The organism is Flavobacterium sp. 2, from assembly GCF_049949195.1.
Classification (GTDB): Bacteria; Bacteroidota; Bacteroidia; order Flavobacteriales; family Flavobacteriaceae; genus Flavobacterium.
Window position 1 is genome coordinate 1,872,558 of sequence record NZ_CP188206.1, and the last position, 17,549, is coordinate 1,890,106.

General features: G+C 32.3%; 18 protein-coding genes. 5 read left to right on the forward strand and 13 right to left on the reverse strand.

What is annotated here, in order from left to right; genetic code table 11:
* Positions 1–29: 29 nt before the first annotated feature.
* The 6 genes from ACNFIH_RS07970 to ACNFIH_RS07995 form a co-directional block, all read right to left on the reverse strand.
* Positions 30–881 (reverse strand): nuclear transport factor 2 family protein, encoded by an 852-nt coding sequence (locus ACNFIH_RS07970; RefSeq protein WP_426486201.1) that lies wholly within the window; start codon positions 879–881, stop codon positions 30–32.
* A 174-nt stretch (positions 882–1,055) separates the two neighbouring features.
* Entirely contained in the window at positions 1,056–1,793 is a 738-nt protein-coding gene (locus ACNFIH_RS07975; protein WP_426486202.1) for an SDR family oxidoreductase, read from the reverse strand.
* Positions 1,794–1,857: 64 nt separating this feature from the next.
* Positions 1,858–2,433: a Crp/Fnr family transcriptional regulator gene (locus ACNFIH_RS07980; RefSeq protein ID WP_426486203.1), complete on the reverse strand. Its 576-nt coding sequence runs from the start codon at positions 2,431–2,433 to the stop codon at positions 1,858–1,860.
* Positions 2,434–2,453: 20 nt separating this feature from the next.
* Positions 2,454–3,152: a lipoyl(octanoyl) transferase LipB gene (gene lipB / locus ACNFIH_RS07985; protein WP_426486204.1), complete on the reverse strand. Its 699-nt coding sequence runs from the start codon at positions 3,150–3,152 to the stop codon at positions 2,454–2,456.
* Between the two features lie 5 nt (positions 3,153–3,157).
* Positions 3,158–3,910 carry a hypothetical protein gene (locus tag ACNFIH_RS07990; protein WP_426486205.1) on the reverse strand — a complete coding sequence of 251 codons (753 nt, stop codon included), beginning with the start codon at positions 3,908–3,910 and terminating at the stop codon, positions 3,158–3,160.
* An 88-nt stretch (positions 3,911–3,998) separates the two neighbouring features.
* Positions 3,999–4,730 (reverse strand): hypothetical protein, encoded by a 732-nt coding sequence (locus tag ACNFIH_RS07995; RefSeq protein WP_426486206.1) that lies wholly within the window; start codon positions 4,728–4,730, stop codon positions 3,999–4,001.
* A 347-nt stretch (positions 4,731–5,077) separates the two neighbouring features.
* Between ACNFIH_RS07995 and lysS the strand changes: the two genes are divergently transcribed.
* The 3 genes from lysS (at position 5,078) to ACNFIH_RS08010 (ending at position 8,712) form a co-directional block, all read left to right on the forward strand.
* On the forward strand, positions 5,078–6,781 hold the full coding sequence (lysS, locus tag ACNFIH_RS08000) for a lysine--tRNA ligase (RefSeq protein WP_426486207.1): 1,704 nt from the start codon (positions 5,078–5,080) through the stop codon (positions 6,779–6,781).
* A gap of 87 nt (positions 6,782–6,868) precedes the next feature.
* On the forward strand, positions 6,869–8,206 hold the full coding sequence (locus ACNFIH_RS08005; protein WP_426486208.1) for an AAA family ATPase: 1,338 nt from the start codon (positions 6,869–6,871) through the stop codon (positions 8,204–8,206).
* Positions 8,203–8,712 (forward strand): hypothetical protein, encoded by a 510-nt coding sequence (locus ACNFIH_RS08010; protein ID WP_426486209.1) that lies wholly within the window; start codon positions 8,203–8,205, stop codon positions 8,710–8,712. The genes ACNFIH_RS08005 and ACNFIH_RS08010 overlap by 4 nt, the downstream gene beginning before the upstream one ends.
* 39 nt (positions 8,713–8,751) lie before the next feature.
* Here the strand turns inward: ACNFIH_RS08010 and ACNFIH_RS08015 are convergent, their stop codons facing one another.
* Both ACNFIH_RS08015 and ACNFIH_RS08020 read right to left on the reverse strand, forming a co-directional pair.
* On the reverse strand, positions 8,752–9,348 hold the full coding sequence (locus ACNFIH_RS08015; protein ID WP_426486210.1) for a hypothetical protein: 597 nt from the start codon (positions 9,346–9,348) through the stop codon (positions 8,752–8,754).
* Between the two features lie 67 nt (positions 9,349–9,415).
* Positions 9,416–10,441, reverse strand: a complete 1,026-nt coding sequence (locus ACNFIH_RS08020) for a 2-hydroxyacid dehydrogenase (protein ID WP_426486211.1) — start codon at positions 10,439–10,441, stop codon at positions 9,416–9,418.
* A 192-nt stretch (positions 10,442–10,633) separates the two neighbouring features.
* Between ACNFIH_RS08020 and ACNFIH_RS08025 the strand changes: the two genes are divergently transcribed.
* A complete protein-coding gene (locus ACNFIH_RS08025; protein WP_426486212.1) occupies positions 10,634–11,074 on the forward strand; it encodes a hypothetical protein in 441 nt (146 codons plus the stop codon).
* A gap of 56 nt (positions 11,075–11,130) precedes the next feature.
* Here ACNFIH_RS08025 and ACNFIH_RS08030 read toward each other — a convergent pair whose 3' ends face one another.
* From ACNFIH_RS08030 to ACNFIH_RS08050, 5 genes are all read right to left on the reverse strand, one after another.
* Positions 11,131–13,599 (reverse strand): zinc-dependent metalloprotease, encoded by a 2,469-nt coding sequence (locus ACNFIH_RS08030; protein ID WP_426486213.1) that lies wholly within the window; start codon positions 13,597–13,599, stop codon positions 11,131–11,133.
* A 169-nt stretch (positions 13,600–13,768) separates the two neighbouring features.
* Positions 13,769–15,055, reverse strand: coding sequence for a glutamate-1-semialdehyde 2,1-aminomutase (gene hemL, locus ACNFIH_RS08035; RefSeq protein ID WP_426486214.1), 1,287 nt, complete (start codon positions 15,053–15,055; stop codon positions 13,769–13,771).
* A 52-nt stretch (positions 15,056–15,107) separates the two neighbouring features.
* Positions 15,108–16,007 (reverse strand): glucosaminidase domain-containing protein, encoded by a 900-nt coding sequence (locus tag ACNFIH_RS08040; RefSeq protein WP_426486215.1) that lies wholly within the window; start codon positions 16,005–16,007, stop codon positions 15,108–15,110.
* Positions 16,000–16,908 (reverse strand): 1-aminocyclopropane-1-carboxylate deaminase/D-cysteine desulfhydrase, encoded by a 909-nt coding sequence (locus ACNFIH_RS08045; RefSeq protein ID WP_426486216.1) that lies wholly within the window; start codon positions 16,906–16,908, stop codon positions 16,000–16,002. The genes ACNFIH_RS08040 and ACNFIH_RS08045 overlap by 8 nt, the downstream gene beginning before the upstream one ends.
* A complete protein-coding gene (locus ACNFIH_RS08050) occupies positions 16,905–17,240 on the reverse strand; it encodes a hypothetical protein (RefSeq protein WP_035651925.1) in 336 nt (111 codons plus the stop codon). Before ACNFIH_RS08050 ends, ACNFIH_RS08045 begins: the two co-directional genes overlap by 4 nt.
* A 113-nt stretch (positions 17,241–17,353) precedes the next feature.
* Between ACNFIH_RS08050 and ACNFIH_RS08055 the strand changes: the two genes are divergently transcribed.
* Positions 17,354–17,539, forward strand: a complete 186-nt coding sequence (locus tag ACNFIH_RS08055; protein WP_035651923.1) for a DUF5522 domain-containing protein — start codon at positions 17,354–17,356, stop codon at positions 17,537–17,539.
* Positions 17,540–17,549 lie beyond the last annotated feature (10 nt).

Consider the following 17,549-nt stretch of genomic DNA (forward strand, 5'->3'; position numbering starts at 1 on the left):
AAGCGACCTATATATTAAGATCGCTTTTTTTATTTCTTGCTTTTCAGGAATTCCGTAAATTGTTTGGTATCATAGTAAAATGGTCTGATCGCCGTAATTTTTCCGTTTTTCAAATCAAAATGTTCCGAAATTGGCATCGAAAGGTTTTTACCAGATTTTTTGGATTTGCAATTTATAGTGAAATAAATGATTACTTCATTTTTTGAAGCATCGCTAAAATATGTTGGTTCTTTCTCTATTTGCAAATCAAAAAACTCTGCAGATTTTGCAAACATTTTTGTCCATTCAGCAAAACCTACAAAAGTACCGCCGTAAGGAAGTCCCGTCGCCTGAGTGTAAACTGCTCCATCTTCAATTAAAGTTGCCATTGCATCAAAATCTCTTGTTTTAAAAAGACATTCATAATATTTTGCAACAACTTTAAGATTATCTGCTTCAAGATTTTTTAAAATATCCGTTTCAGACAAAGTTGCTGAATTGTCCCAAAAGCCGATTATTTTACTTATTTGCCCTTTTCCATTCAAGCGAGCAAAATCTCGGCCTGCCATAATAAGATTATTTTTAGAATCCAGAATTTTCCATTCCCAGGTTACATAATTATCTTTCACTATTTTTACTCCAGATGTCAATACAGCATCTGGAAATTTTTTATAAAATTCATTGATGACATTATTAAACGCCGTAGTTCCTTTTATTGAAGCAGAAGGATCTTCAAAAGTACTGTCTTCTAGCCAAATCGATTTAATCATTTTTAATCTGACGTCACTATTTTTCTCTTGCCATACCTTTTCATAAGCTGCAATTGGGTATAATTTATCTTTCTTTTGAGCAAGAAGACTGTTAAGTACAAACAGGAAACAGAATAAGTAAATTTTTCTCATAAGCAATCAAGTTATAGGTCATTTAAAAGTAAGTACTCAAATTTAGCACAAATACCTTAGACAATTACAATTGTCCTAATAATTTGCCATCCCTTCAAAATCTTAACTACTACGAAACGTTTTTTCATTTTTTCGAATATTTTTTTAGAAAAAAACAGCTTTCTAACTAAAAATTTAAAGGCTGTTTAGTTTTCTAAATGCAAGCCGAGGGCTTATTCTAAAAAGAAAATAAAGCAATTTCACTTTTCCAATTCTTATTTCTGTTTTGTTTTCAGATATTCTTTCAAGCATTTCCGAAACTGCTTTTTCTGCTGTTATTGCAATTTTAGGCGGATTGCCTTTATGCCATGGTGTATCAACCGCAGGAAGTAATACTTCAACAATCTTAATTTTTTCCTCTCTTAATTGATTTCTTAAAACCTGAGTAAAAGAATGCAAGCCAGCTTTTGCCGCATTATAAAAAGGATAAATTACCCGAGGAACATAAACCAATCCTGTAGTTATGTTTATAATTTTAGAATTCTGATTTTGAATTAAAAGCGGATACAGCAATTTTATAAAACGTATTGGTGCATGCAAATTGATGGAGAATTCATCGTTCATTTTTTCAATGGAAAAATGATCTTTGATAAAATCAATTTTGTTTGCAATGGCGGCATTATTAATCAGAATATTTACTTCGGCATGATTAATTCGCAAGAATTCTACAAAATTCACGCATTCTGAATCTTGCGATATATCACATTTATAAATAACTAAATCTGGCAACAGTTTTTTTACTTCTTGAAGTTTTTCAAAAGATCGTGCACAGGTTATTACTTTATTACCTTTTTTAATATACTGACGGCACATTTCAAGTCCTAAACCAGAGCTTCCGCCTGTAATTACAATAGTATTATTCGAGATTTCCATAATTCTTTTTTTAAAATTAGAAATCAAAAATAAATGTCGGACCAGAAATTTACATTAACCTATGTTAAGTCTTGATTTTTCTTTTTAGTCGGCTGAAAGATTCAGGCTGAATACCTAAATAAGAAGCTATAATTTGTTGTGAAATACGATTTTCAATATCAGGGAATTCGGCACTAAAAATCGCATACCTTTTTTCAGCATCTAAAAGCAGTAATTCTCTTTCACGTTTTTCTTTTATACAAAATACTTTTTCAAGAATTTGAACTAAAAATGCATTCCAAAAAGGATCTTTTTCTTTTAATTCAATCCAATTTGAATAATCAATTTCTAAAATTTCAGCATCTTCTAAAGCTTCAATAGAAAAATAGGATGGTGTATTATGAATCATAGCCGAATAAGAACTTATAAAATTCCCTTCGGCTATAATATTTTTAGTGAATTCGTTTCCGTTTTCGTGAGTATAAACATATCGAAATAAGCCATTTACAACAAAAGCCATTTTGCGAGGTACTTGTCCTTCACGAATAAAATAATTCGCTTTAGCTATTTTATGATGCTGAGCAATATTCAATAATTCTTGTAATTCTTTTTCTGGAAGATTTAAATGTCTTAAAAATGATTTTTTCTCGTCATTTTCCATACTTGAATTATTTTGAATTTTTAAATAAATTCTGCCTCAAACAGTTGAGTCAAATGTTTTAGAATTTTGGCTTTTACTTCGTCTTCATCGACTTTTTCAACACCAAGTTCTACGTGTAAAGAAGTTACGCCTTTTCCGCGAATTCCACACGGAATAATATTATCAAAATATCCTAAATCAACATTTACGTTTAAAGCAAATCCATGCATGGTTACCCAGCGTGAAGCACGAACGCCCATAGCGCAAATTTTACGTGCAAACGGAGTTCCAACACCCAGCCAAACACCCGTTTCACCTTCACTCCTGCCCGACTCTAAACCGTATTCTGCCAAGGTAAGAATCATTGCTTCTTCAAGGAAACGTAAATATTTATGAATGTCGGTAAAAAAGTTTTCTAAATCCAAAATAGGATAACCTACGATTTGTCCCGGTCCGTGATAGGTAATATCTCCTCCACGATTGATTTTATAAAAAGTCGCCCCTTTGGCCTCGAGCTGTTTTTCGTTTAATAATAGATTTTCCAAATCACCGCTTTTACCTAATGTATAAACATGCGGATGCTCAACAAATAACAAATAATTTGGTGTTGGCAAATCTAATTCTTCTCTTCTGTTTTTGATTTTTAAGTCGACAATAGCCGCGAAAAGTTCTTCCTGGTATTCCCAAGTCGATTTATAGTCTCTGTTTCCCAGATCCTGAAGTTGAATATTTTTGTTCATTTTGATTATTTTTCAAACTCAACATCAAAGTTAAGTTTGTCCGGATTCTCCATATAATCCGTGAAAGAGTATTGAATTGTAATTGATTTCCTGTCGTCGCTAAATAAAGCGCTCGGATTAGAAACTTTTTTAATCTTTTTTGGAAAGTGATATTTCACAATATAATTTGACGATGCAAAAATCATTTTAGACATATCTGCTGACGAATCATTTAGCTTTTCTGTTAATTTTTGCTGATCAATTGTAGCTTTTCTGGTAAATTTCTTTCCGTCATACGTATAATTTAATTTACTTTTATTGTCTCCAAAACCATTCCCAAGAGGATTTGCTGTTGCTCCTCCTTCTAATTTTTGTAGTGTACTTGCTGTCTGTAAAATATCCTGAAGTTCATTTACACTCTTAAAATCAGTTGATAAAGTCATTAAAAACTGCTTTTTTTCTGCGCTCATTTTTGTAGTAACTACGAAGTTTTCCAGTTTTTTCAGTTCTTTTTGCACTTCTGGAGATAATTTTGCGATGCTGTCTTTTTTCTCAGCAAGCAATTGTTTAAAAGTAAAAGTTGAATCTATGTCTTTTTTGGCATCAGCTCCCACTTGACTTCCAAGTTGATCGCCGGCCATTTGCATTAAAGAAGAACCGTCCATATCTACAGAAAATTTCCCGGTCCCGTTATCGTTGATATAAATATTTTCAGTAAAAGTACAGCTTGTTAGAGTTGCTAATAAAAAAGAAAAAAACAGAAGTTTATATAATTTCATAATGGTTTTATTTTTATCAAAGATACGAAGTCTATTTTTATTTTTAAGACTCTAAGTAACTAAGCTTCTAAGATGCTAAGTCTCTAGCTTATTGAAAGTCTTTTGGTTCTAAAACGACTTCTAAATTTGTTACTTGAGGGTTTTGAAGACAATCTGAAAGCTGAAACTCTATGGTTAATGATTTTTTATCTGAGCTGAGAATCGCTTTTTCATTTGAAACCGATTTTATTTTTCTCGGAAAATGATAATTTAAAATATACGACTCCACTAATTTATATTTCGAGTATATTTTTTTTCTCTCCTCCCATTCTTTTTTGTCTTTCTCAAAATTTTCCTGATCCATTATTTGCAAACTTCTTTTAAAAATAACGCCATCAAAACTGTATTTTATTTTATACTTTTTTCTATGTATCGGATAATTTTCTTTTAATGAATTTGCTAATCCGAGGCTTTCGTAAACATATGGCACTTCATCTATTTTTTTGAAATCGACCCATACTCTATTGAAATTTTCCATTTGAATTGGATCTACTTTGATATGCATTTTTACATTCGCATGTTCCGTAAACAAAGCTTGATCAGCCTTACTAAATCTCACAAAAGTTTCATGATACTTTGTAATATAATCTTGAAAAGTAAAAATTGTGTCTCTGAATTTTTCGTATCTAAGATCCTGCCTTCCTAATTGTTGAAAACTGTTCTCATCACGAAGATTATAATATTCAATTGTTCCACTTCCGTCTGAATTGAGATTGATGGTTTCAGTAATTTGGCAACTTGCAAAAGAAATTAAGATTAAAAAAACGGATATGTATTTCATTTTTTTGAAAAGATTTTAAGATTCTGAGTGACTAAGATACTAAGTTTTCTTTTAGTTTATTTCTTACAGATTTTTTGTTTGTAATTGCGTTAAGAATAAACATTCCAACTAAAAACATCTTTTGAAAACAAAAATTTCTAATCTAGCCCCGATAGAAGCGGTATCCTTTTTCTTCCGCCGTGGCGGAAGGAAAAGATACAAGCGAATAGCGGGACAAGAGCCAATAAAAAACCGTTTTATCTGCTTCTAATAAAAAACATTACTCTTTTCTAAAACTTTAGACTTTATGACTTTGCAACTTTGCGACTTAAAAACTATCTTTGCACACTTAAAAAACAGAGCACAAAATGGCATTATCAGAACAAGAAATCATTAGAAGAGAAAAACTTCAGAACTTACGCAACTTAGGAATCAATCCTTATCCGGCTAATCTTTTTCCTGTAAATCATACTTCGAAGCAGATAAAGGACACATTTGAGGAGGGTAAGAAGGTTATCGTTGCTGGACGTTTGATGAGTGTTCGTGATCAGGGTAAAGCTTGTTTTGCTGAATTACAAGACAGCGAAGGACGTATTCAATTGTACGTGAATCGTGATGTTTTATGTGAAGGTGATGATAAAACTTTATACAATCAGGTATTCAAAAAATTAACTGATTTAGGTGATTTTATTGGTATTGAAGGTGAATTGTTTACAACGCAAGTTGGTGCAAAATGTATTCGCGTGAGCGGATTTACTTTCTTGAGTAAAACATTGCGTCCGTTACCATTGCCAAAAGTTGATGAAGAAGGAAACATTCACGATGCTTTCAACGACGCTGAATTGCGTTACAGAATGCGTTATGTAGATTTAACTGTAAATCCACAGGTTAAAGAAACTTTCATCAAACGTACAAAGTTATTCAGCGCGATGCGTGGTTATTTTAATGACGCTGGATATTTGGAAGTTGACACTCCGGTTTTGCAATCAATTCCTGGTGGTGCTTCGGCGAGACCATTTATTACGCACCATAACTCGCTTGATATTCCGCTTTACATGCGTATTGCGAATGAGTTATATTTAAAAAGATTAATTGTTGGTGGATTTGAAGGTGTTTATGAGTTCTCTAGAAACTTCCGTAACGAAGGAATGGACAGAACACATAATCCTGAGTTTACCGCAATGGAAATATATGTAGCTTACAAAGACTACAACTGGATGATGGAATTTGCTGAAGGTTTATTGGAGCATTGTGCGATTGCAGTAAATGGTACAAGCGAAGTTACTTTTGGCGAACACAAAATCAACTTTAAAGCGCCTTATGCACGTGTTACGATGACAGATTCTATCAAACATTTTACTGGTTTTGATATATCAGGAAAAACAGAAGAAGAATTGTTTGAAGCAGCAAGAGGAATGGGAATCGAGGTTGACAAAACAATGGGTAAAGGAAAATTAATTGATGAGATTTTTGGCGCTAAATGCGAAGGAAATTATATTCAGCCAACTTTTATTACTGATTATCCTAAAGAAATGTCACCGCTTTGTAAAGAGCACCGTGATAATCCAGATTTGACGGAACGTTTTGAATTAATGGTTTGTGGTAAAGAAATTGCAAATGCTTATTCTGAATTAAATGACCCAATTGATCAAAGAGAACGTTTTGAAGATCAAATGCGTTTGGCAGCAAAAGGTGATGATGAAGCAAACGGAATTATCGATGAGGATTTCTTAAGAGCACTTGAATACGGTATGCCACCAACTTCCGGAATGGGGATTGGAATGGATCGTTTGATTATGTATTTGACAAACAACGCTTCTATTCAGGAAGTTCTATTGTTCCCGCAAATGCGTCCGGAGAAAAAATTAGCTCAGATTGAATTGTCTGACGAAGAAAAAATTATCATTACTTTGTTGAAAGGAAATGAAAATAAAATGGAATTAGGACAACTTAAAGTTACGGCTAACTTAAGCGGTAAAAAATGGGATGCGTCTATGAAAAACTTATCAAAACACGGTTTAACTAAAGTTGTCGTTGACGGCGAGTTTAAATTTGTTGAATTGGTGGGGTAAATTCTTTTAAAATCATACAAAATTAAAAAAGGAGCTTTTATTGAAGCTCCTTTTTCATATATAAATATTTTCCTTAATTTTGAAAACATGGAAAGAGCAAAACTTATTGTTAAAAATTTCGGACCCCTAAAAGATATTAATATTGAAGTTAGAGAAATGGTAACTTTTATTGGGGCACAGGCTTCTGGAAAAAGTACTTTGGCTAAATTAATTTCAATATTTGAAGATGATGATTTTAGAAGGAGCTCAAAAGCAACTTTTGAAACAGAATTACATAAATACAATATTTACTCCTACTTAAATGAAAACACTTTTATTGAATATAAAAATAGTGAAAGTGTATTTCCATTTACATTAAAATTTTCATCTAGTAAATTTGAAAAGCAAACAGCCCCTCATTCAATTGAGCTTTTCAAAGAAATAAAACCTAAAGATCATTTTATTACAAAAGATATAACGATTATAGCTTTTAAATTATCAATTTACTGGAGCATTGAGCATTGTGAATCTTATGATCCAAATTTTGAAACAAAAATTCTCAATCTTTTTCCAGAAAAGAAACAGAAGACTAAGTTTATAAGCTATTATTACAATCCAGAAAACAGAAAGTCTTTTAAAGGATATTTAGCAGATGAAATTTTAGATATTTTAAACAAAGAAAAAGAAACCGAGAGTTATTTTCAGCTTTACGAAACCTTAATTAATTGTTTTCCAAATATATTCTTATATGATTCAATCTATATACCTACAGAAAGAAATATTTTAGGAATTATCTCTACCAATATATTAGGATTAATAAACAATGATATCCAGATTCCAAAATACCTATTAAATAGCGGGCAAGAATATGAAAAAGCTGTTCAAACAATAAAAGAACTACCATTAGCTATTATCGATAAAAAATTCAAGTACAAGAGGGAAGGACAAACCTCATATATCTATCACAATGAAAATGAGAAAATAGATTTGTTAGAATCTGCATCAGGATTACAATCTATAATACCAATCTTATTACTTGTAGAATATTCGAAATCATTAAAAGAAAAATACAATTTCAATTTTGTGGTAGAAGAGCCTGAATTAAATTTATATCCAAAGGCACAACATGAATTAATTAAATATTTAGTTAAAAATTGTTTGTTCGACAGAAAAAATTTAATTCTTACAACTCATAGTCCATTTGTTTTAGCATCTATAAACAACTTATTACTTGCTTATGATAAAGGACAAACAAATCCAAAAGAAGTAAATAAAATTATAAAAAAAGAATCTTGGTTAAACCCTAAAAACTTTATTGCTTACGAATTGAAAAATGGAAAAGCGAAAAAGATTATGAATGATAAATTAGGACAGATTTCTGAAAATATGATTGATGGAGTTTCTGATAGTTTTGCAGATGAATTTAATAAATTATTAGATTTATGATTAATAAACTTCGAGAAGCATTTCCTCAAATCGAAGAAAATTGCATAACCGTCATTGCTAATAAACACGCATTTGTTTTTGAAGATCCGAAATTAAAAAAAGGTGTTTTTGTAGATGCTACTGAAAAGTATCATTTTCATATTCAAAACAATACAAAGTCATCATACAACTTCATTCAAAATGATGATTGTGTTATGAAAAGCATTAAAGGTGGGCAACGCGATTATGTTATCCTTAATGATAATTGTATTTATTTTACTGAAATAAAAGCAACAGACGAAAATTTATCAGTTCGACGAAAAAAAGGTATTGCACAATTAGAAAACACTATTAAATTTTATTTAAAGAAAATTGACTCAATTAATGTTGAAAGTAAAAATGCTATAATTTGTTTTGACAACCATAAAAGAATTGCACAACAAGCAAGCGTGTCATCAAAAAGAAAAGAATTCAAAGTTAAATATCAAATAGATCTTCACGAAGGAAATTACATTTCATTTGATTAATAAAAAAAGGAGCTAAATGGCTCCTTTTATATTTAAAGCTTAAAACGAATACTTCTCCATTTTTTTATCCGTAATATTCAAAACCTTAGTGCTTTCTTTTGGAGTTACACCTTTCCAAATTTCCTGAACAGAAGGATTTGATGGATATTTCCCATCTTTCATTCTTACAATATGAAACTCACGGTTGCTTTCTATTATTAAATCAGAAAAATTTTCAGTGGATGTATTCGCTATAAGAATTGGATAATCGGTTACTGAAAAGCGATTTATTAGACTTCCATCATTATTTAAAATATAACCAGAACAGCCGCCGCTTCCACAGAAATACGAATTTGAAAAGCCAACGAAATATTCGTTTTTATCATCATTGTTTAAATCAAAAGCTTGATAATAAAAAAATCGGTCTGCTTTTGTCATCGCAGGCAAATCTTTCTCCAGCAAAATATTTAACTGCTTTCTGATCAATTCAACTGCTTTATCATCTCTTGAAGGCGCATCGCTTAAATTAGCTGTTCCGCCAACAGTTTTTGACAAAGTATCCTGAACAATAGTTTTAATTATATTTTTTGATTCATTTTTATTTTGGCAGGAATAAAACGCCAGAATTCCGATTAAAATTAGAATTTTACTTTTCATAATCTGAAATTTTTAAAATCTACATTTTCCTTAACAGCTAATTAAATTACGAAAAATATTTGACAATTTAAACCAACAGTGCTGCTTTGTTTTCAATGTCATTTTTCTCCAAAAGCGATTTTATATTATTAAAAGTCACTAAAGCAATTTGCGTCAAAGCCTCATTGGTAAAAAATGCCTGATGCGCCGTTACCAAAACATTCGGAAAACTCATTAATCGCTGAATGGCATCATCCTGTATAATATCGGCTGATAAATCTCTGAAAAACAGTTTTTCTTCCTGTTCGTAAACATCAATTCCTAAATAACCAATCTTTCCTTCTTTTAAACCTTCAATAACAGATGAAGTTTCAATTAATCCGCCACGGCTGGTATTAATTATCATAACACTTTCTTTCATAAAAGAAATTGACGTGTTATTAATTACGTGCTTCGTCTGATCGTTTAACGGGCAATGAAGCGAGATAATGTCACTTGATCTAAAAATCTCTTCTAAAGCAACAAACGAAACTCCATCTTTAATCATTTCATCATTTTCGACAATATCATATGCCAAAACTTTACAGCCAAAACCTAACGCAATTTTAGCGAATGCTTTACCGATATTTCCCGTTCCAATAATTCCGATTGTTTTTCCGAACAAGTCAAAACCTAACAAGCCGTTTAGGGAAAAGTTTTGTTCACGAACTCGGTTATAAGCTTTATGAGTTTTTCTGTTTAAGGTCAAAATCATGGCCATTGCGTGTTCGGCTACAGCCTGCGGTGAATAAGCCGGAACACGACAGACTTTTATGCTGTATTTTTTAGCCGCTTCTAAATCGACATTGTTAAAACCAGCGCATCTCAAAGCAATAATTTTTACGTTTTTTTCGGCCAATTGTTTGATTACGGCTTCGTTTACAATATCATTTACAAAAACACATACAATGCTGGCATTTTCGATTAAAACAGCAGTCTGAAGATTTAGCTGTGTTTCAAAATAATCCAGCTCAAAACCAAAATCGCTATTGTATTTATTGAAAAAAACTTTATCATAAGGCTGGGTTGAGAAAAAAGCTATTTTATTATTTAATGGAGTATTTGAGCTCATCATAATCATGTTCTAAGTTCATAAACATCTTAATACTTTAAAAATAAGCAATTATTTCGATACTATTGCTCTTCTTGTTAACGTTTTAATGAATTACAAATCAATATGTTAAATAAAATGCAAATCTATTAGAGAAAATTAAACCTAATGAATTTGATGAAGTCTAATCGATATAACAATTAAAAAAACTTAATCATGAAAAAACTATTTATCGCCGCTATGTTATTTGTTGGAGTAGCATCTTTTGCACAAGATATGGATCAAAAGCCAGCACGTGACCAAAGAGAAAGAATGACGCCTGAACAGCGTAATGAAAAACAGCTGAAAAAATTAACTTCTGAATTAAACTTAGATGCTAATCAGCAAGCTCAGGTAAAACAGCTTTTAGCCGACCGAAGCGCTAAAGCAGAAAAACTAAGAGAAGCTCGTCAAGCAAATAAAGAAAATGGAACTAAACTAACTGCTGCTGAAAGAGAAACCTTTAAAAAAGACATGTTAGCTGAAAGAGACGCAAACGACGCTAAAATGAAATCGATTCTGAATGCTGATCAATACACTAAATGGAAAAAAATTCAGGAGGAAAACAAAGACAAGGCAAGAGAAAAAATGAGAGAATACAAAGATGAAAGCAACTAATTTACTTTCATAAAAAAAGAGGCTTTAAAAGCCTCTTTTTTGTTTTTATATTATAATTATTTAATTGGATTTAAAATCAAATCAATTCGTTTGATGCAATCCTCATAATGGTATTTTGTCTCTGTATTTACTGCTGTCGCTTTCGCCGTTACAAGTGATTTTTTCAAAGTATTTAATTCTCCTCTAACCAAAGCTCTAAGATCAGATTGTGCAGCATTATAATAGGTTGTAGATCGGTCATTAGGTTTAATTTCTTCTGTCATTAAGCTACCCATTCTATCAATATAAGCTCTTTGCAGATTTCTGCGATAAATAGTAACATTCGTTGTTGATGCAGCTTCTTTCCAAATTCCTTTTCGAAGATCTTTGAAGAAATCCAAAGCTTTATAAGTATCTGCACCAAGAATTTCATTATCCATTAATCTTCCAATACGAGGCAGGCTCAGTAAATTGTTCAAATGTCGAACCTGAATATTTCTGAAAGTCTCCGTATAACCTGCATATCCTGTATTTTTTAATGTATTGATATTGACAATCCAAGTTGGCGATGCAAAAGCATTTGTTTGAAGCCAGTTCATTGCTTCAATTTGTTTTGCTTTTGGAACAACTTCATACACATTTCCGGTCTGATTTGGATTTTTCGTATTTTCATAAACACCTCCGACATTTGTTACAACATGCCCGACATATCTTCCCCAAACATCTAACATTTCTTTGTATAACTCGCTTAAATCTTCATAATCATTTGTCACTTTACTGGTCCATTCACTCAAATGATTTGCCACATATTCCAGATTTTTCATTCCGTATGTACTGGCTTTCATTGAATTATTTCCTATATCTTCTGTTTGAGAAGAAGGATCAAACGAACTGCTCTGCTTTCCGAATTTATAAATTGGATTTCCTGCTTTGTCTAAAATCCATTTATCTAAAGTTGCTTTTTCATCTTGAGGAGATTTCGCATTCGGAATTACTCTGTAACCCCAATTAAGCGCATAATGATCATAAGCACCCATTTTTCGAATAAAACGAATATTTTGATCTCCAGGCTGCGCAATATAATTATAGCGCGCATAATCCATTATACTTGGAGAAATACCATTTTCCTGTGTGAAAGCTCCGTTTCTGTAACTTTCACAATCATATGATGAACTTGCTCCCATATTGTGCGGAAATCCTAATGCATGTCCTACTTCGTGTGCAATTACCATTCGCATCATTTCCCCCATTTCTTCATCACTTGTCTGCAAAGTTCTTGCCGATGGATTTGCTGCTCCAGTTTCAAGCAAATAACGGTTTCTGTATGAACGTAAATGATTGTGATACCAAATAACATCACTTTCAATAATTTCGCCTGTTCTAGGATCCGAAACACTTGGTCCAACTGCATTTCTAGTCGTGCTTGCAACATATCGAATCACAGAATAACGGACATCCTCCGGGCTAAAATCTGGGTCTTCTTCTTTTGTCGGTGCATCTTTTGCAATAATGGCATTTTTAAATCCGGCAGTTTCAAAAGGTTTTTGCCATTCTTCAATTCCCTGCTTGATGTATTTTTTCAATTTTTCAGGAGTGGCAGGATCTAAATAATATACAATTGGTTTTATTGGTTCAACCAATTCTCCTCTTGCATAAGCTTCCGGATCTTTTGGTTCTAATCTCCAACGTCTGATATAAGTTTTTAAATCTGATTTCAATTCGTTGCTGCCATAATCATATTGACTAACAGTGAAAAAGCCAACTCGCGGATCTGCCAATCTAGGCTGCATTGGAACTTCTGGTAATAAAATCATCGATTGATTCATCTGAATGCTGATCGATTCTGTATCCTCCAACATTGATGGTTTTGAAGCATTATAAGTCATATCCTGAATAACTTCAATATTCATTGGAAAACTTTTAATTTTATTGATAAAACTTCTAGAATCATCAAGACCTTTTACTTTGTATGTTTCGCGCATTTCTGCCGAAATTCCGCTGATTGCTTTCACATCTGTACTGTAAAATTTGGTTACATCAATTACAGTATTAGCCGAATCTTTGCTGAAAGCTACAATATCAAAAGCAAATAATGTTGGCTCATAATTGTTTGATTTAACTGAAATGCTGATAGGCAAAGCATCATTTGCAACCGAATTATATGATTTTGATTTGATCAGAATCTTATCTTGAAAACGTTGCCAAACAATCAATTGCTCATTAGTTTCAGATCCAGCATTTACATAACCTCCTCCTAAATTCGAAGGTAGTTTTGCTAATCTGCTTACCAAGAGCATATCTTTATCTAAATATTTATTCGGAATTTCGAAGTAGTATTTTTTATCCACTTTGTGAACCGTAAAAAGTCCTTCATCAGAAACAGCATCTTTTGTAATTACTTTGCTGTATTCTTTAATTGTTGATTCCGGTTTCTTTTCTGGCGGAGCAGTTTGAGTTTCGTCTTTTTTCTTTTTCGATTGGGCAAATTGGTTTGTTGGAAATAGCGCAAATGCCGCTATTGTAGATAAAATGAAAAATTTCTTCATTTATTGCAGGTTTAATGGTTATTTGATAAACAAAAATAATTTTTGATTACAATAACACAAGACAATACATCTTCATTAACTTTTTATTAACTACAAAATAAGTATTATAATAATAAAAAAAAGGTTCAGCTGATAAAACTGAACCTTTGAGAAATATTTTTTATTTGATTTAAAATGTTTTCGAAACTTTGTCGATTGCATTAATTGTAAAATCTAAATCTTCATACGTCAAAGCATCGGTAATAAACCAAGTTTCATATGCAGATGGTGCAATATAAACACCTTCCTGTAACAATCCGTGGAAGAATTTTTTAAACGTTTCATTATCTCCTTTTGCAGCAGTTTGAAAATCGGTTACAGGATTTGCATCAAAGTGAACAGAAATCATAGAACCTACTCTATTGATGGTAAAAACAACATTATTTGCTTTCAAAACTCTGTCGATTCCTGCTTCTAAATACGCTGTTTTTTCTTCTAAACGGGTAAAAATTTCGCGGTCATTATTTAAAGCCTGCAACATCGCTAATCCCGCTGCCATTGCAAGCGGATTTCCAGATAATGTTCCTGCCTGATAAACTGGTCCAAGAGGCGCTAAATAATTCATGATTTCTTCACGTGCAGCAAAAGCTCCAACCGGAAGTCCTCCTCCAATTACTTTTCCGAAAGTTACAATATCCGCATTGACATTATACAATTCCTGAACACCACCACGAGCTAAACGAAAACCTGTCATAACCTCATCAAAAATCAATAAGATTCCGTTTGCGGTACACAATTCTCTTAAACCTTCTAAGAAACCTTTTGCAGGCGGAATACATCCCATATTTCCTGCAACTGCTTCGATAATAATCGCTGCAATTTCGCTTTTATTAGCTTCGATTAACGTTTTTACGTTTTCTAAATCATTGTATTTCGCCAACAAAGTATCTTTCGCAGTTCCTTCTGTCACGCCTGGACTATTTGGAGATCCAAAAGTTACTGCTCCACTTCCGGCTTGAATCAAAAATGAATCAGAATGTCCGTGGTAACAGCCTGCAAATTTGATAATTTTATCTCTTTTTGTAAAGCCACGAGCCAAACGAATCGCACTCATACAAGCTTCTGTACCTGAATTTACAAAACGAATTTTATCAATATTCGGAACCATAGAAACGGCTAAAGCTGCGATTTCTGTTTCCAATTCTGTTGGCATTCCAAACGAAGTTCCCAGTTTTGCTTTTTCGATTACCGCATCAACAACTGGTTGATAAGCGTGGCCTAAAACCATTGGTCCCCAAGAGTTGATATAATCTATTAATTTATTTCCGTCTTCATCATACAAATAAGCACCTTTGGCACTTTTTACAAAAATTGGAGTTCCGCCAACTGCTTTAAATGCTCTAACTGGTGAATTTACTCCTCCCGGAATTACTTTTTCTGCTTCAGCAAAAAGCTGACTACTTCTTTTATATAACATTTTTTATTATAGATTTCTTGATAATTTTTAATTATTAATTATCAATTCATAATTACTTCACTTTAAGTCTCTGTCCAATTGAAATCGCATTATCAGTGAGATTGTTTTTTTGTTTTAAATCATCGACCAATAAATTGAATTTTTTTGAAATTGAATATAGCGTATCTCCTTTTTGAACTTCGTATAAATTCGGGTCGTTTGAATCTAAATTTATCTTTGGATCAGAATTCACATCATAAGATGATTTTCTTGGTGGGGCCGTTTTATTGATTGCAACATAATTTTTTCCCGTAATCTGACAATCATATTGATGCAAATTATAACGTTCAATATAGCTTATCAATTTGTCCGGATAATTTGGATCTGTTGCATAACCACAAGCTCTCAGTCCTTTTGCCCAAGCTTTGTAATCGTCTTTTTCATAAGTAAACAAAGATTCATATCTCTTTTTTCCAACTAAAAACAAAGCGTGATCGCGATACGATTCTGAGGCTTCTTTATATTTTCTGAAACATTCTTGTTCTGCATCGTCATCATGGCGAACACTTTCTCCAAGCCAATCTTTATGACATTTAATTCCGAAATGATTATTGGCATCGACCGCCAAATCTCCTTTTCCTGCACCCGATTCTAATATACCCTGCGCCAAAATAATACTGGCAGGAATACCATACTTTTGCATATTTCCCATTGCAATATCTTTATACTGCAAAATATAAGAATTAACTAAATCGCTGGTTACAACTGTTTTTGAAGTCGATTGAATAACTTCAGTTGTATTATTTGTAGAAGGATAATTTTTACCGATTGGCTTGGCAGGATTACTTCTTTTAACTGAAGCTGTTCTGGCTTGAACTGCTGCCGCTTTTTTAGTCGTCGCGATGGCAGGCTTGCTAGATGAGCAGCTTGCTAAGGCTAATATTACGAGAAGTAATACAATTTTTTTAATCATTGGTTATGAGTATTGGTAATTTTTTCTGCTTCAACTTTATATTCATTCCATCAATTCCCTGTAATCCACCTGTGTGAATAAGTAAAATTTTTGAATGTGCAGGAAAATAATTTTTGCTGATTAAATCTATAACGCCAAAAACCATCTTTCCTGTATAAATTGGATCTAAGGGCACTTTTGTTTCTTCAAAAAAAGCATTTATAAATTCGATTAATTCTAAATTTATTTTGCCATAACCTCCAAAATGATAGTCAGAAATTAAATCCCAGTTATCTTTTTTTGCAAAAATACGAATTTCATCCTTTAAAAAGTCACCTTTTAGCGCCGGAAACCCTAAAATTTTCTGATTTTCCTTAGAACTATTTATTAATCCTGAAATGGTTCCACCGGTTCCTACAGCGCAACAGACATAATCAAATCCTGAATCTTCGTCTGTCAAAATCTCTTCGCAACCTTTCACAGCGAGTTCATTTGTGCCGCCTTCGGGAACCAAATAAAAACCACCAAACTTATCTTTTAACTTTTCTAAAAATGAAATTTCACTTTTTAAACGATACTCTTCTCTTGAGACAAATTCAAATTGCATTCCGTTTTCCTGAGCGAATTTCAAAGTTGGATTTTCTTCTATTTTATCAAAAAGTTCATCACCTCGAATAATTCCGATCGTTTTAAATCCTTGTTCTTTTCCAGCAAAGGCAACCGCTGCAATATGATTCGAAAATGCACCTCCAAAAGTCAGTAAAGTATCTTTTTTTTCGGCTTTTGCCTGAAGCAAATTGTATTTTAATTTTCGGAATTTATTCCCCGAAATAAAAGGATGAATAAGATCTTCCCGTTTTATTGTCAACGAAATATCATTCGGAAAATCAATGGAAATATGTTGATTGAAATTTGAATTCATTTTAATTTGATGTAATGTAAAAACTGAAAAAATGATCGGTTTTTCAAATATTTTAAGTCATTTTCTTTGGCGTAAGCTTCTCTTTCAAAACTGATATTGCGATACGCTAAAGCCCCATTTTTATATTGAATTAAACGAATTAGATATTCTAAAAAATACCAGATAAAAAACGGAATTACTAAAAGTTCTAATTGCTGTCTTAAATGGATTTTTTCATGATTTACGAAAACGCCATTCGTTTTATCAAAATCATATTTCACCAAAACAAACGGAAAAACAGCCATTCCTCGATATCCTTTCGGAATTAAATATTTGGCAACAATCAGAAACATTGGCTGTAAAATTTATAAATTTGTAGCTATAAAATTATTTGATTTCATTAAAATCTCAATCAAATACTTATTTTTGATTTTTGAATAATGAAACAAAAACCCGAAGCAGATTTATGAAAGAGCAAAGTAATGAAAATAAATTAATCGAAGGTGAAGATTTTTACTATACGCCCGAAGGTTACAAATGCTTTACTGAAAAACACCACTTAAAACGTGGTTACTGCTGCAAAAGCGGTTGTCGTCATTGTCCGTACGGATTTGATAAAAGAACTGGAGAAATCAGAAAGAGGGCTAATTAGTCAATTTGAA

Excerpts from the sequence above, each read along its gene's own strand:
- ACNFIH_RS08025 (WP_426486212.1), top strand. The coding sequence starts at position 10,634 with ATGAAAAAACTATTTATCGCCGCTATGTTATTTGTTGGAGTAGCATCT.
- ACNFIH_RS08045 (WP_426486216.1), bottom strand. The coding sequence starts at position 16,908 with ATGAATTCAAATTTCAATCAACATATTTCCATTGATTTTCCGAATGAT.
- ACNFIH_RS08055 (WP_035651923.1), top strand. The coding sequence starts at position 17,354 with ATGAAAGAGCAAAGTAATGAAAATAAATTAATCGAAGGTGAAGATTTT.
- lysS (WP_426486207.1), top strand. The coding sequence starts at position 5,078 with ATGGCATTATCAGAACAAGAAATCATTAGAAGAGAAAAACTTCAGAAC.
- ACNFIH_RS07990 (WP_426486205.1), bottom strand. The coding sequence starts at position 3,910 with ATGAAATTATATAAACTTCTGTTTTTTTCTTTTTTATTAGCAACTCTA.
- ACNFIH_RS08020 (WP_426486211.1), bottom strand. The coding sequence starts at position 10,441 with ATGATGAGCTCAAATACTCCATTAAATAATAAAATAGCTTTTTTCTCA.
- ACNFIH_RS07970 (WP_426486201.1), bottom strand. The coding sequence starts at position 881 with ATGAGAAAAATTTACTTATTCTGTTTCCTGTTTGTACTTAACAGTCTT.
- hemL (WP_426486214.1), bottom strand. The coding sequence starts at position 15,055 with ATGTTATATAAAAGAAGTAGTCAGCTTTTTGCTGAAGCAGAAAAAGTA.
- ACNFIH_RS08040 (WP_426486215.1), bottom strand. The coding sequence starts at position 16,007 with ATGATTAAAAAAATTGTATTACTTCTCGTAATATTAGCCTTAGCAAGC.
- lipB (WP_426486204.1), bottom strand. The coding sequence starts at position 3,152 with ATGAACAAAAATATTCAACTTCAGGATCTGGGAAACAGAGACTATAAA.
- ACNFIH_RS08050 (WP_035651925.1), bottom strand. The coding sequence starts at position 17,240 with ATGTTTCTGATTGTTGCCAAATATTTAATTCCGAAAGGATATCGAGGA.
- ACNFIH_RS08005 (WP_426486208.1), top strand. The coding sequence starts at position 6,869 with ATGGAAAGAGCAAAACTTATTGTTAAAAATTTCGGACCCCTAAAAGAT.
- ACNFIH_RS08010 (WP_426486209.1), top strand. The coding sequence starts at position 8,203 with ATGATTAATAAACTTCGAGAAGCATTTCCTCAAATCGAAGAAAATTGC.
- ACNFIH_RS08030 (WP_426486213.1), bottom strand. The coding sequence starts at position 13,599 with ATGAAGAAATTTTTCATTTTATCTACAATAGCGGCATTTGCGCTATTT.
- ACNFIH_RS07980 (WP_426486203.1), bottom strand. The coding sequence starts at position 2,433 with ATGGAAAATGACGAGAAAAAATCATTTTTAAGACATTTAAATCTTCCA.
- ACNFIH_RS07975 (WP_426486202.1), bottom strand. The coding sequence starts at position 1,793 with ATGGAAATCTCGAATAATACTATTGTAATTACAGGCGGAAGCTCTGGT.
- ACNFIH_RS07995 (WP_426486206.1), bottom strand. The coding sequence starts at position 4,730 with ATGAAATACATATCCGTTTTTTTAATCTTAATTTCTTTTGCAAGTTGC.
- ACNFIH_RS08015 (WP_426486210.1), bottom strand. The coding sequence starts at position 9,348 with ATGAAAAGTAAAATTCTAATTTTAATCGGAATTCTGGCGTTTTATTCC.